This is a genomic window from Paraburkholderia kirstenboschensis (assembly GCF_904848585.1).
GTDB lineage: Bacteria > Pseudomonadota > Gammaproteobacteria > Burkholderiales > Burkholderiaceae > Paraburkholderia > Paraburkholderia kirstenboschensis.
In genome coordinates, this window is sequence record NZ_CAJHCR010000040.1 from 1 (window position 1) to 14,217 (window position 14,217).

Genomic DNA, 14,217 nt, shown 5'->3' on the forward strand with positions numbered 1-14,217 from the left:
AGTGCTGGCGGATCGGACCAAAGCACGACAGGAATGACTGCGTGTGTTCGGGCAAGCGAAAACCTCGCATCGGCCGCTCGCGTTCACGCTTGGGTTGATGGCTGTTTTCAGAGATTTGTCGCATTGCCGACGCCGCTTTGATTGTGATAACTATCTAGGTTCACGAATACCGAGGCACGGTGAAGCATGAGACGGAACAAGTTAAAAAAGGGTGATAAATCCTCTACGGGTGGAGTGGTCATCGAAGGTATCGAAACGTGCACCCATCACGGGACGCCCTTGACCTTTGTCGGTGCTCTGGTGGCCTGCTCTGCATGTGGCTCAACGGGTCGTATCGTCGCCCAAGGCCCCAGGTGGATCGATACGATGATGGGCAAGGAAGCGGCGCTGGAAGGCGATCTATGTCTCTGTAAATGCCATCCGATTCCCATCATGATCGCGAGTCAAGACACCGCCTTTCCATTCATTTGAATCTCACGAACTCAAAGAGAAGGGCTTTGGTCCGACTGGCAATCCACTTGTGGACGACTATAAAGGCGCCTTTGACGAGCGGGTACGGATTTTTGACGAGGAGGGCCGCCCGCTCTGTGGGGTTCCCTACCATATCAAGACAGCGAGCGGCGCCACATTCAAGGGCCTCACGGATCTGGCCGGCTACTGTCCGCGTGTATATACCAAGGACGCGCAACAATTAAATATTGCCGTTGGCATGAAAGCACTGGAGCGGTGGACCCAAATGAGCAGCTACGTCTATCAGACCCCGACTAACGACACGCCAGACTCGCGATACGACGTTGTCGGACATCTCATCCCCGCCCGAATCTTCTTTTTTTTGTGGTGGTGGAAGAGCACGGCCGTGACGGCTATCTGGTTCGACGCTGCTATACCTCCATTGAGGATCCGTATCTCCAGAAGCTCAAGCTCGATCCGCTCCAACTGGAGCGCGAAGATTGAGCCGCATCGACTTGATGGCTACATGGATCTGGTAGAGACCGGCCGACAGTCGCCTGCTCCTCGTCATTTCACCTCCAGGCCCCGTGATGAATACGACCGTCATGTGCTGGTGTCGACGAAGTCAGAGTTCTCGGGCGAAATGGTGCGCCTCTTCACCAATGACGTAGAACTACTGAATACATTGACGGCGGCTCGCTTTAATCCACCTGCCCCCTGGGTAGCTTTCCCTGAGAGCGGCCCGTTGATTTTTAATCTGCAAGGCGATGCCCAATACTGGTACGAGCATGTTTGGGACCCGTACTGGGAAAACCTAAGCCTGGCTGAACAGTCGGACTTCCTCACGAAAAGGAAGCCGAAGCGCATTGAGGATTGGGACGATAGGGTCGAAGCTATCCGAACCCGTGATCCGAGATATCGAGAGCAACTGAAGCAGGAATACCGGCATGAAGAATAAAACGCAATATATGGTTCTGTTGCAATAGCGGAGGCTGGTATGCTGCGGGACCTTACAGAATGATGTGAACGACAATGAACGCGCTGAGTCCGGCGGTAGCCAAAGTGCCGAAGCGGTTGCACTATCCGCTCGAGATGATGTTGGTGTGCGTGCGTTGGTACGTGGCCTACCCGCTGAGCTTGCGCAATCTCGAGGAGATGATGGCCGAACGCGGGATCGCGGTCGATCATTCGACCGTGCACCGGTGGTGCCATCAAGCTTCTGCCGGTGCTTGAAAAGGCGTTCCGCCGCTGCAAGCGCCCAGTCGGCAAGAGCTGGCGGATGGACGAAACCTATGTGAAGGTCCGGGGCGCATGGAAGTATCTCTACCGCGCTGTCGAAGGGCGGCAACACCGTTGACTTCCTGCTGCGAGCCAAGCGGGACAAGGAAGCGGCCCGACGGTACTTCGAGAAGGCCATCAATCACAATGGCGCGCCCGAAACCGTAACCATCGGCAAGAGTGGTGCCAATCTGGCCGGGCTGCACGCCGTGAATGCCGAGCGTGAGACGCCCATCAAAATCCTCCAGGCCAAGCATCTCAACAACATCGTGGAACAAGAACATCGGGCGATCAAGCGCCGTAACCGACCCATGCTGGGATTCAAGGATTTCGTTGTGCCCGCATTTTGTTGAGCGGCATTGAACTGAATGAAATGAACGCCTCCCACCCGTAAGCAGTTGGGATAATGAAGGAGAGCGGACCGTCTAGGCCTGATGACATCAGAGCGCCCAGATAGAAGATCATGTAGGTCTTGACAGGCAACCGGAGCATTCGACATGAAGCTTACGCCAGTAGGGATCGATATCGCAAAGAGCGTATTTCAGGTGCACTACCTTGATGAAGAGACCGGCGAGGTCGTGAACAAGCCGATAAAACGAGCGAAGTTTCTTGAGCACTTCCCGAACCGTACACCGTGCCTGATTGGAATGGAGGCGTGTGGTGGTTCACAACACTGGGCACGGCAACTCACGAAGCTGGGACACACGGTGAAGCTGATGCCGGCCGAATTCGTCAAGGCGTTCAACATCCGCAACAAGAGCGATGCGGCGGACGCCCGAGCGATCTGGCTGGCAGTGCAGCAACCAGGCAAGGCGGTGGCAGTGAAAACCGAGCCGCAGCAGGCGGTGCTGCGCTGCACCGGATGCGCCAACAACGGGTGAAGTTCCGTACGATGCAGATCAACAGCTTGCGCGGACTGTTGACGGAATATGGCGAAGTGATGGGCAAAGGTCGATCTGCGCTGGACAAGGCCATACCCGCGGTGCTGGCCAGAGTCTCAGATCGGCTGCCCGTTGTGTTGGTCGATACGCTGCGCGAGCAGTGTGGAGCGGTTTGACCAGGCTCGACGAGCAGATCGTCGTGATCGAACGGCGGCTACGTCAGTGGATGTTAGAGGACAAGGCGGTCAAGTCGATCACCGAAATTCCGGGCGTCGGAGTGCTGGCTGCAACATCTGCAGTCGCGACGATGGGAGATGTGAAGTCGTTCAGATCGGGACGCGAGTTTGCGGCCTGGATCGGTCTTGTGCCAAAGCAAACGGGCTTAGGAGGCAAGGTGACGCTGCTTGGCATCAGCAGGCGCGGAGACACGTATCTGCGCACCCTGCTCATTCACGGCGCGCGCAGCGTGCTCAATCATGCCAAAGTGCCTGGCCCGTGGGTCGAGCAGGTCAGCAAGCGGCGGCCGCAAAACGTAGTGACTGTGGCGCTGGCCAACAAGATGGCGCGTACGATCTGGGCAGTCCTGGCCCACGACCGGCCTTACCAGAAGGGACACGTGAGCGCGAAGCCCGCCTGAATGATTGGAGGCACCTCGCGAATAGACGTCTACAGCATGACACGATCGAAAGGTTGCGTTGGTACTCGAATGTGATGACACGACAGGTCGGACCTGAACTCGCTAAACCTGAATATGCATCAGAGCTTCAGGCTCGTGAACTCAATGAGGTGCGAGTCAGCGAATTTCATAGAGGCCCGCAGTGTCCGTATCGGCTGCAATAAGGCCGCATATACAGCCGCAACCGATTCTGTATGTCAATGCACGCGAAATTCCTCCGCAAACGGGAGGCGATCATATACATGCATATGATCGCCAAGGGGCAGATGAAAGACGCAGGCAAACTCAAGCCATCGGCCGTCCGGCAATTCTACTCGCTAAGGATGTAAGCAACCCTTATCATATCGCTATCGTTCGCCCAAATCGCCTTACCGCGGCAGAACCTCGATGACTACATCGGCTAGGACAACCCGGTCAGAATCGTCGACGTTTTCGCGGACGAACTGGACCTCACGACGCTCGGCTTCAACGGCACCACGCCCGCAATCACCGGGCGCCCGTCCTACCACCCTGGCGTGATGCTCAAGATCTATATCTACGGGTATCTGAACCGTGTACCGTCAAGTCGGCGTCTGAGCGCGAATGCCAACGCAATGTCGAGTTGATGTGGCTGACAGGACGTCTGGCGCCATACGTCAAGACGATCGCCGACCTTCGTCCCGACAACGGGCTGGCCATTCGCAACGTATGCCGTCGCTTCGTCGAAGCTGTGTCGAGGACTGAAGCTGCTATCGAGCGACATGGTCGCCATCGACGGCAGCAAATTCAAGGCGGTGAACAGCCGCGACAGGAACTACACGGCGGGCAAGATCGACAAGCGTGAGCAACAGATTGAGGAAAGCGTGCAGCGATACCTCGACATGATTGAAACCGCAGACCGGACCAGTCCGACAGGTTTCGATGTGAAGACCGTGCGCCTGTACTAGAAGATCGCTCTGTTGCGCCAGCGGATGCGTGAGCTCAAGCAAATCAAAGCGCAGCTGAAGAAAGAACCGGACGGACAGTTGTCGCTTACCGACCCCGGATTCCCGCTCTATGACCAGCGGTGGCAAAAGAACCGGAACTGTCGGCTACAACATGCAGACCGCCGTGGATACGAAGCACCATCTGATCGTGGAACATGAGGTGACGAATATCGGCGGCGATCACGGGCAGCTCAGCAGGATGGCCGTGTCAGCGAAGAAGGCGATGGGCAAGCCGGGGCTGAAGGTGCTGACTGATTCGAGGCTACTCCAGCGGTGCGGACATCCGCGCCGGTGAACTGGCTGGGATCACCACGTATGTCCCGAAGCCATTCACCTCGGCGTCGAGGAAGAAAGGGCTCGTCACCAAACGCGACTTCATCTACATTGCAAGAAGCGATGAATATCGATGCCCCGCCGGTGAGCGCGCAATTCTTCGATTCAAGACCGTTGAGAAAGACATGAACCTGGCGTGTACTGGCCCAGCGCATGCCCGCGTTGCCATCTCAAGGAGCGATGTTCGCCCAGCGACTACCGCCGCATCCGACGATGGGAACACGAACATGTACTGGAAGCCATGCAGCGTCGACTCGAGCGTATGCCCGATGCAATGACCATTCGAAGAAGCACGGTCGAACACGTCTTCGGCACGCTGAAGCATTGGATGGGGGCCACCCACTTCCTGACCCGGACGCTGGGACGGGTGAGCACCGAAATGAGCCTCCAGGTGCTAGCCTACAACCTCAAGCGCGTCATCAATATACTGGGGGTTGCCGGAACGATGAAGGCGATGAAGCTGGCTACCAGTTGAGGCCCCGAGGGGCTTCTTGCGGCCGCGATGTTCGACTAGCGCAAGCTCGACGCATCTAACCTGATCGATCCGACCGGCAACGTCGCCCTCAGCGGTAGAAATGGAGTTTCCACACGCCCTCGGCCATTATGGACAACTGCCGATCACGTAATACCCTGCTGCGGTTTGTGCGAGAGTACTCGTGTAGTATAGGTTATCGAGTCCCATGTTCTGGTTGGAGCCGTTGGTGTAGGCAGTCCCAAGGTCGTCGTGAGCACGGCCAGCCTGCACGTGCGCGTAATTGGTGGCCGTCGTAGCCGTACAGGCGTAGCCGGATTGCGTCGTGGCCGTAATCGCTGTCGATTGGGCGCTTTCTCCGCTAGTCGGGTCAATTTCGGTCACCGAATAAGTGTAGCTCGTACCCGCGATCAGGCTCGAATCGGTATAACTCGTCGTGGTGGGCGAGCCGATCTTCGCGCTGTTGCGGTAGACGTTGTAGCTGGTCGCGTTCGGCACCGGATTCCATGTCAGGGAGACGCTCGTCTGCGTCGTTCCCGTGACGGTCAGCCCGGTCGGCGGCGTGCCTGTTGGCTGAGTGCCGCCGCTGCCCGCGCGCAGATTGTTAGTGGTCCAGAAATCGATCACGAACTGCGGGTAGTTGATGTGCGTGGCGTCCACGTAGTTGGTATTATCGCCCCCGGCGCCGGCCGGCCATGCGTGCGCCATGCCTGAAACGGTAATTTCATGCGTGCGGACCTTACCGTTGCTATCCGTGTAGTGCGTATTGGTACCTCCGCCAGCAATTGAAGCAGCAGAGCCTTGCGTGAATGTGCCGCCATAGAGTTGTCGGAATGCGGCGGTATCGATCGGGCCATAGCCCTGCGCCACTGTGTAGTCCGACGTACCCCATACGGCACCCGCGATCTGCGTAGCGAAGCTACCCGAGTTCGATCCGGCCCATGCCCGGCACGCGTTGGCCGCCGTCGTCGCCGTATATCCTGACGGTACATAGCTGATTTGTGCCGTCGTCGTACCCGGCGGCGGCCCGGCGTTAATGCCGATGCCAGCGAAAACGTCGGGCGCGATACAACCCAGCACCATCGTCATTCCGCCACCGGACGAGAGCCCCGCGACATAAACCTGATTGGGATCGACCGCATACTGAGCGTTCGTGACAAACCGGTTCACGAGATCGAGCAATACGCCGACATGCCCCCTGGTGCGGGTCGGTGAGGTGTTCGCATAGTCCCAGCAATGGTTGCTGTAGACATTGCCAGTGGCATTGGGCGCGAGGATCACTGCGCCATATTTGTCGGCGATGGTTTTCCAGTTGAACCCCCCGCCGTTTGAATTGGCAATGACGTCGCCCGACGCCGTTTGCTGGCATCCGTGCAGCACCAGAACAAGGGCGCGTTTGCCGTTTGGCGTGGTCGGCTGGCTCGCGGGCCAGTAGAAATAGCCGGTCAGATTGCCGCCGTTGACGGTGTCGGCGGCCCAGGTCTGTTGACTACTCCAGGTGCCGGGGCCTGCCGTGACCGTGGCGTGTACTGAAGTTGCGGTCAATAGTGCCAACCAGAAGACGGCCACCATCTTCCTCCATAGACTTTCTATGCAAAATGAGTTCATTCCCAATTTCCTTATTCAGTTCGCTATAAGACGTCCGATATGCGCCGGGTAGGCGTACAGGACCTCGCACAAGGCGCTTTCTGAACTTCGCCAGGTTTTGGAACGGGACGACAGAAACGTTGCTCCGGGACGCGCGGGTCACGGATGGAGAAAAACGTTGAACTACACGGACGCCAAAGCTGGCTCTGCCTGGGCGCATTACACTAAGCACCGCGCAAACCATAGTGGCATGCTGACATGAAGCGCGTCAATCCGTGTTTTAACCTAACACTACAGCCGTAGTTTTTTCTAGTAGAAGGGGTTCCAAGCCCAAACGCCAATAATTTTTGGAATGCTTTAAATTCAAAAAGCATTAAACAACTTAGAGGCCGGGCAGCAGGGTGCTGAGGTCGATCGGATTCGCGTTGCCGCAGAAGTTATAGTGCCCAAGGAAATGGATGTACTGCGATGCAACGGCGGAGATTTTCTTGAGCCTGGCCAGTGCTTTCTGATTGCCTTCGCGCTGATACAGCTGGAACAGCGCCGAGAGCAACATCGAGTTGAGGGCAATCACAACGTTGGCGAGCAGGATGACGCTGGGTTGCTGAAGCAACTTAATATTTTCAGATGGGGTATGTTCACGGGGAAGTTTCCGGCGTAACGCGCATGCAGGATGAGGCTCGTGACACGCCAGCGGATAGAAGGTGGTGAGACGCTGATTATTCTCAAGAGTGCAACGGTGACTTCAGTCCAAACACACGGAGACATGGTATGAAAATTCCGGCGAAGCGATCTTGACGAAATCTCGCTCATTGAAAGCGTGATCCACGGCCGAGACTTACTGCTACGTCGCCCTCAGGAAATTCACGACAGAATATGTCATGAACCCAAAACCGATCCCCGATTTACACCGGGAGTCATATCAGCGGGGCGATTCTTATTTAGGGACGCTACTCATGCACGGCGCCCGCTCGGTGATCATTCAAGGCAAACGATTTGACTGGGTTGACGGTTTGCCGGTCAACATTGTGGAATTGATTGTGCCCTAAATCGTTTTTTGGAAGCTGACGCTTGCCGATGACAGGCTCTAGTAATCTGTCGGGTTCTCCTTAACACATGACTATCTCCCATTAGCGACATGGACCGTTGAGCAAGGTGGGTTCCAGCAGCGTCGATATCAGCGTCGAGCGTGCTGCTTGGCCGAGCGGGACTCGCCGGTTCGGCGAAAAGCGGGGGCGTCGAAGGCCCGACATGCTGCCGGGCGGGAGCAGGAAATCAGCGCGGGCGCCAAACCCGCGATGAGACGAGGGGCGCCACCCGCCAGAACTCGCCGTCCGGGCTCGCCGTAGCGTGCGGGCGCCGCATTGCTCCGAGCCTGACCAGGGTCCAGCCACTCGTGCTTGTGAATTGGAAACCCATGCGTTTTAGCGCGTCCTTGCAAAAGCGACGGCGAAGGGTCGGGTAAATCATCGGTTGCCTGCGGTGCATCACTGCCGTCCTCCTTCCGGTGCGGGTTGGTTAGATGCCTTGTACGGCAATGGCGCTCTACAAGACTAGAGCGAGCTTGCCGGGACGATTGACCGCGTCGTAGTGACGACTGAGCAGCAACGTCAGCAATCTTCGAACGGCGACGTAGCGAAAAGTGTTTCGTCGACAGACGGCGACAGACCAGTCCTGGTCAGTAACAAACCATCGCACCACACACGTTCGACGCGTCCCCACGCACAGGCTGAAGCAGCGTCCGGGAAGAAACCTCGTCCGTGAGAGTTGGCGCTCGTGTTGCAGAGCAACGGAATACCCGTCAGCTTTTCGTATTCGACCAGAAGTTGCGCCACCGGATGCCCGGAAGTTCTTGAAATGGTCTGCAATCGGGCAGATCCGTCGAGATGCACGACGGCAGGGATTTTTTCTCGCCATTCCGCGCGCGTCTGATGATCGAACAACATATAGGGATCAGGGCTCCCCGGACTAAAAATGGTCGGCGCACGATCCTCGAGGCATATTGGCGCCACGGGACGGAAGTGCTCTCGAAACTTGATGTCGTTGAGATGATCCTTCATTGTGGGCAAAGTCGCGGCGGCCAGAATGCTTCGGCCTCCCAATGCTCGTGGTCCGAGCTCGGCCCGGCCGGCAAGGAAAACGACGGGCTTGCTACTGGCGAGTATGCTGGCGAGTTCTGCAATGGAGCAGGTAGACGCCGTCCATCCGGGCGGTACTTGGCAACCTTTTAAGGCCGGTCCACTATATACCGACCACTCCAGTGGCACGAAGCCCTTCTCAGCTGCCAGCGCGCAACAAGCGGCGCCAATCGCCGACCCGCTATCGTTCGGAAACGGCGGTACCCAGATTGCGTCGAACAAACCGCTCGCGCGCAGGGCGCTGTTCCATTTGATATTGAGCCCGCATCCGCCAGCGATGCACAAATTTTTCGGCCCCGGAGTCGAATGACGCTGCAGCGCGATACCCGTTTCATGAACGAGAAGACGCTCGAGGAAGACATGGAACGAGGCGAGTACGTCTTCGGGCGGCCGGGCTTCCAGTCGCACCGCGCTTGCTTCGAAGAACTCTCCAACCGCCGCTAGTGACGCGTCCGCGCTGTGGATGTTCTCGCGATAAGCTTGCGCACACTCCGTGTCGCCAGCAAAGCGTGCCTGATAAAGCCCGCGAAATACCTCAACGATATCTTCGTCAACGGAGCCCAGCGCGATGTAAGCCATCAGTTTGCCGGCCACCCCCAGATCCCACCGGGCGCCGCCCGGCTTTTTATAAGGACCAAAGTGATGACCCGCCGCAGCGTAGATGTGACCTATCACGGGGAACAGGCAGTCAACATGGCGGGCGTGGTGGCGTTCTACATGATAGAGGCGTGGGACGATGCCACCATCCCACACCAAACAGAATGCAGGTTGCCCGCTTTGGGCAAAGGGGCTGGTGCAGTACGCGGAGGCCACATGGCCTGACACGTGAGGATAGCTCTTATAAGGAAAGGACTGGCCGCCGACAAGCAGTCCGGAGCCGTCGAGCGAAGCGAGAAGATTATCGGCTCGGCGTTCGGCATAAGGGGCCCCTTTCAGGCTGACGGGAATCGACCCACTGTTGACGCGAAATTGCGACTCCACCGCCCCGTCCCAGCCGTCGATGACAAACTGGTCGATGTCGTGCGCACGGAAACCATGCTCGGCCAATGCGATCGCGATCGCGTCGAGGTCGTCGATCGCCTGATACCGCGGATTGTTGTCTCGCTTTTCCTGCTCCACGCAAAAAACCAGTTTTCCATCCTCGACAAGGGCGATCGCTCCGTCGTGCGTCAGTTTGATCCCACAGATGCGCATAATATCTCCCGGCCTAACGCTGGTAAGTTGGTCCACATGGAGGCGGAGTCGCGCTCCGAAAGCAGGCGAGCAGACAGTCTTCATTCAACGACTGACCGACGCACCTAAAACGATCGATTTCAACCAACTCTTCTTCCAGGATGGCTATGACAGTCTCGGCTCCGGCAATGTGGCCCCATCGCCGGCAATTGGCGTCAAGTGCTGATCCGAAAACCAGTTGTCCACCGGGCGCAAGCATCCGTGCTAAATTGCGGACAGCGGCGCGCACCTCGGCGCTGCCGTCGAGGTAATAGAGAACCTCCGCCACTACGACCAGATCGAACTGTTGCTCAGTCGAAAAATGCTGGACATCGGAGACGATCCAATTGATGTGTGATGGGTCCATCATCCGTTCGCGTGTCCTAGCAATTGCGCGTGGCACGATATCGATTACGGTGAGCCGTTGGCAGTGCGGTGCCAATTTTTCCGTGAAGGCTCCGCCTGCGCATCCGACTTCGAGCGCATTTGTGACGGACCCCTGCGAAAGTGCCATCCGAAGCATTTGCCTGTGGCGCTCGTGCTCAAAGGGATTGCTGTCGAGCCGCCATGGATCGCCTGCGTCCATTTCCCGACGCAGCAATTCGAAGTTCGTTTGATGTGTCAATTCCGCCTACCTTGATGGTGCGCCGCTGCAAGTGTCCGGGCCATCGGCCGGGATTGGTGCTCCGTTGGAAACCGGTGTGTTGGTACAAGAACTCCACGGCGGCCAAACGCTATCGTTTAACGTTCTAGAAGAATAGCTCGCGAATGCTGTTACCTCGCTTCAGATGTTCAGCCACTCATCGGAAGGGCGTCGTTACCGTTGCAACGCCGTGATGGATGTAGCCGAACCCGACGCTGTTCCCACAATCCGCGCAGCTCGTTAACGAGGGCTACACGCCGAGTCTGCACAGGCGTAATCGTATCGAGAAGATGTCCGAGCACGGCTTCGCCTTCTATCCGCATCAGCAGATCGAACAACTCGTGTGAAATACGCACACTGTCACAGTTGGAGCCGCTGGTGCGAATTTCGCATACCGTCTCCTGACGATCCCGCGCTGTGTGAGCGCGGACTCGATAGAGCGATGCATAGGGCGGCAGTGAAACCGCCAGTGCAGTCCAATGTTCCTGCGTTGCGGCCCGTTTTTTGACGAGGAACGGCCCGACCACAAGTCCATCCAGCTCCGTCGTCAGAAATGTGGCAATCGCGTCTGCAACCGAATCTACGATCGGCTCAGCGTTGTTATTAAAGGAAGTATTGAGCAGAATTGGGATTCCTGTGCGGCTCTTGAACGCATTAATAACCTCCCAGTAGGCGAGATTGGTCTTGCGCGATACTGTTTGCAGCCGCGCTGTACCGTCAATGTGCGTGATGGCGCCGAGCAAGGCACGCTTGGAGTCGCGAACGCGAACTACAAAATTCATAAAAGGGAATTCGCGGGTGCCCTCTGGGAGGGCAAAAAATTCGTGCGCATCCTCCTCGAGCACTGATGGCGCGAACGGTCGGTAACCCTCGCGCTTCTTGACCATGGCGTTGATCCGGTCCTTGTTTGCGGCCGGCCTGGGATCGGCAAGAATGCTGCGGTTGCCAAGCGCGCGTGGCCCGAACTCCGAACGACCCTGCACCCAGCCGATCACGGCGCCATTGGCCATCCAGTCCGCTGCTCTGCCTGCCACGTCATCACTGCGTTCAACGTCGAGGTGTCCGGCCCACGCTTTCAATTCTTGCTCCACGACTAGATCGCTCCCAAGGTCGGGGCCCCAATAGACCTCCTGCAATCGCTCACGCGGCGCGGGCCGACCGAAGTCGTTTGAAATCATAAGGGCGGCGCCTAACGCGCAACCGGCGTCATGCGCTGCGGGCTGCACAAAGATGTCTTCGAAAAGTCCCGAATACAGGAGCTTACCGTTCATGGTGCAGTTATGAGCTACTCCTCCGGCTATACACAGCCGCTTCATGCCGGTGACCTCGCGATAATGACCGAGAATGTGAAACACGATCCGCTCCAGCGCTTCCTGCAATGAAGCACCCACATCTCGGTGCTGCTGTGTGAATGGCATTCCCTTTCGCCGGACCTGGATGCTGCGGAGCAACGTCGGACCGATGCGGTCCAAGTAGACGCGGTATTCACCGTTGGGCGAGAGTTGGTAGAATTGCTCGAAGAGCGCGCGGTAGGGAGTGGGATCCCCATAAGGTGCAAGCCCCATGACCTTGTATTCGTCGAACAAGCCGTAACCGAGATACCGGATTGTTTCGAGATAGAACAGCCCTAAAGAATTATGCTCTGCGAAAGTCGCGAGTTGCGTAACTTCTGCTCCAGACCCGAGCGCCAAAAGCCCGGAGAGGAAATCACCACCGCCATCGACCGCGAGGATCAGACTTTGCTCGAATCCAGACATCGCAAACGCGCTCACGGCATGCGCCAGATGGTGACTCACGAATGAGACTCGCGAAGGATCGACCTCGGTACCGAATTCCTGCATTAGTAACTTACGCAGAAACAGCTTGGCATCCACCGGGATGGAAATGTTCGGCTGGGACAGGAACAGGCGTTCGAGCATGACGTTGCAATAGGCCTCCGTAGCGTAAAACGCTATGTGGTCGATGTCGCTTAGCTGAATCCCTGCGGAAGCAAGGCAGTATTGAATCGAACTGCTCGGGAACTTGTTCGAGTGCTTGATCCGGTTGAGGCGCTCCTCTTCGACAGCCGCTATTACGCGTCCGTCCCTGACAAGCACCGCAGCGCCATCGTGCAGAAATGTGTTCGACAGTTCGAGCGGATTTTCATGAACTTTGTCCAGCCCGCCGCTCACTCCTAAGCACAGCATGTCTCTCTCCTTCATCGTATAGGAAAGCCCTATTGGCAAGACTCAAACCCTTATCGCCTAAGTAAGGTAGGCTACGCTCGCCGCTGCGAACGCCAGCCAGACGTCGACACGCCCAAAAAATCTCGGTCAGGGTCCGTCTGCAAAATGGTGCCTCAATTCATGAGCATTCTGTGCCGCTTGGTCCAGTGGTCGCGTTTCCTTGTGCTGAAGGACGGCGCGACCAAAAAGATGAAGTGCTGGAACCTCGACGAAATCCCAAATCATTGGCGAACATGCCGCGGGGTCCGCGAAGAAGACTCCCGATGCATGTGATTGACCGACAACTGCTGCAACGTCATTTCTCGGCTTCGCTCAGTTCTGCGACACACTTCATCTGCTACACCCGGCACCGCGAAGGCGCCAACAGATTGGCAAGATTTGATCGGGCGTACCTGGAACACTATGCTCCATGCGGCACAATTCGTAAAATCGATTGTTTTGATGGAACACATCCACCCTATGGATAAGGGGGAATCATGCGTTTCAAGGGCCTCGGTCTAAATCTCCTCGTCGCACTCGATGCTCTGTGACCGAGCGTAACCTGACCGCGACCGCACGCAGCATCAACCTGAGCCAGCCGGCCATGAGCGCGGTCGTCGCCCGGCTACGCGCCTATTTCTGCGATGAACTATTTACGATGAGAGGCCGGGAACTTGTTCCAACACCGCGTGCCGAAGGGCTCGCCGCTCCGATCCGCGAGGCTCTGGTGCACATCCAGCTCTCCGTTGTTTCCCGGGACGTCTTCATCCCGGCCAGATCGGATCGCTGCTTCAGGCTCATCTTTTCCGACATCATGGCAGTCTTATTTTTTTCGAAAGATCATGGAGCGTATTGCACGGGAAGCTCCCGACGTGGGCTTCGAATTGCTACCACCTGACGATAGACCCCGATGAGTTTGCAAAGCACTGCAGGGTCGGGCTGCATCGACCGGCTGTCGCCAGTCGGTTTCCACGGCTCGCTGAAAAAAGCGTCTACGGCATGAAGTGGACAAAACTCCTCTGCAATCAAGTGTGTGAGTGCGAGGCGTTGATTGTTTGCAAGGCTTCACTGTGGCGATTTCGCGGATTGCTTCGGGCCAGAATGAAGATCCGGCTGGTATAGGTAGTCCAGTGTGCGGACCCGGCGAAGCGTGCGGCGAGCGTCAGCTTTGGCTACTGAAGCGATACTGAAACGGTCGCCATGAACTGCAATGGAGTTTTACCATGACCGTGCCGGGGAGATAGTGTCAATCTGTCAGCTGATCTTCCGTAAGCGCGCGATTTCCCACACCTAGCTTCCGATGCAGAGAAGGCACACGATTGCGTCCGCAACCCAATTTTGCGGACGCAATCCATGACAGACGATGACCTGAGCTTTT

8 protein-coding genes and 5 pseudogenes are annotated in these 14,217 nt (G+C 57.1%); 7 read left to right on the forward strand and 6 right to left on the reverse strand.

The features are described from left to right. Window positions 1-148: pseudogene (locus JMY24_RS39110) on the reverse strand (IS6 family transposase); the annotation flags it as partial. Window positions 149-186: 38 nt separating this feature from the next. Between JMY24_RS39110 and JMY24_RS39115 the strand changes: the two are divergent. From JMY24_RS39115 to JMY24_RS37225, 5 genes and pseudogenes are all read left to right on the forward strand, one after another. Next, window positions 187-471, forward strand: a complete 285-nt coding sequence (locus tag JMY24_RS39115) for a PAAR domain-containing protein (protein ID WP_236597760.1) — start codon at window positions 187-189, stop codon at window positions 469-471. Window positions 472-520: 49 nt separating this feature from the next. Next, window positions 521-1,408 carry a hypothetical protein gene (locus tag JMY24_RS39120; RefSeq protein ID WP_236597761.1) on the forward strand — a complete coding sequence of 296 codons (888 nt, stop codon included), beginning with the start codon at window positions 521-523 and terminating at the stop codon, window positions 1,406-1,408. Between the two features lie 74 nt (window positions 1,409-1,482). Beyond that, window positions 1,483-2,104 (forward strand): annotated as a pseudogene (locus JMY24_RS37215) (IS6 family transposase); the annotation flags it as partial. Window positions 2,105-2,225: 121 nt separating this feature from the next. Next, window positions 2,226-3,246, forward strand: a pseudogene (locus JMY24_RS37220) (IS110 family RNA-guided transposase). Window positions 3,247-3,623: 377 nt separating this feature from the next. Beyond that, window positions 3,624-5,058: pseudogene (locus JMY24_RS37225) on the forward strand (IS1182 family transposase). Between the two features lie 126 nt (window positions 5,059-5,184). On the opposite strand, the gene JMY24_RS37230 reads toward JMY24_RS37225, so the two are convergent. Next, window positions 5,185-6,627: an extracellular catalytic domain type 1 short-chain-length polyhydroxyalkanoate depolymerase gene (locus JMY24_RS37230; protein ID WP_236597763.1), complete on the reverse strand. Its 1,443-nt coding sequence runs from the start codon at window positions 6,625-6,627 to the stop codon at window positions 5,185-5,187. Between the two features lie 397 nt (window positions 6,628-7,024). Next, a complete protein-coding gene (locus JMY24_RS37235; protein ID WP_128598499.1) occupies window positions 7,025-7,255 on the reverse strand; it encodes a Tn3 family transposase in 231 nt (76 codons plus the stop codon). A 268-nt stretch (window positions 7,256-7,523) separates the two neighbouring features. Here JMY24_RS37235 and JMY24_RS37240 point away from each other — a divergent pair, with 268 nt between their 5' ends. Further along, window positions 7,524-7,691, forward strand: a complete 168-nt coding sequence (locus JMY24_RS37240; protein WP_164853872.1) for a hypothetical protein — start codon at window positions 7,524-7,526, stop codon at window positions 7,689-7,691. 561 nt (window positions 7,692-8,252) lie between these two features. Here JMY24_RS37240 and nodU read toward each other — a convergent pair. The 3 genes from nodU to JMY24_RS37255 form a co-directional block, all read right to left on the reverse strand. Further along, the gene (gene nodU, locus JMY24_RS37245) at window positions 8,253-9,974 is read right to left on the reverse strand and encodes a nodulation protein NodU (protein ID WP_201704029.1); all 1,722 of its coding nucleotides are present in this window, start codon (window positions 9,972-9,974) and stop codon (window positions 8,253-8,255) included. Window positions 9,975-9,987: 13 nt separating this feature from the next. Further along, entirely contained in the window at window positions 9,988-10,617 is a 630-nt protein-coding gene (gene nodS, locus JMY24_RS37250) for a nodulation methyltransferase NodS (protein WP_128598498.1), read from the reverse strand. A 167-nt stretch (window positions 10,618-10,784) separates the two neighbouring features. After that, window positions 10,785-12,821: a carbamoyltransferase family protein gene (locus JMY24_RS37255; protein ID WP_201704031.1), complete on the reverse strand. Its 2,037-nt coding sequence runs from the start codon at window positions 12,819-12,821 to the stop codon at window positions 10,785-10,787. Between the two features lie 515 nt (window positions 12,822-13,336). On the opposite strand from JMY24_RS37255, the pseudogene JMY24_RS37260 reads away from it, so the two are divergent. Then, window positions 13,337-13,747, forward strand: a pseudogene (locus JMY24_RS37260) (LysR family transcriptional regulator); the annotation flags it as partial. Between the last annotated feature and the right edge of the window lie 470 nt (window positions 13,748-14,217).

Bases quoted from the DNA above. Each gene is read 5' to 3' on its own strand.
- JMY24_RS37230 (WP_236597763.1), bottom strand. From the start codon at position 6,627: ATGGTGGCCGTCTTCTGGTTGGCACTATTGACCGCAACTTCAGTACAC.
- JMY24_RS37255 (WP_201704031.1), bottom strand. From the start codon at position 12,821: ATGCTGTGCTTAGGAGTGAGCGGCGGGCTGGACAAAGTTCATGAAAAT.
- JMY24_RS37240 (WP_164853872.1), top strand. From the start codon at position 7,524: ATGAACCCAAAACCGATCCCCGATTTACACCGGGAGTCATATCAGCGG.
- nodU (WP_201704029.1), bottom strand. From the start codon at position 9,974: ATGCGCATCTGTGGGATCAAACTGACGCACGACGGAGCGATCGCCCTT.
- JMY24_RS39115 (WP_236597760.1), top strand. From the start codon at position 187: ATGAGACGGAACAAGTTAAAAAAGGGTGATAAATCCTCTACGGGTGGA.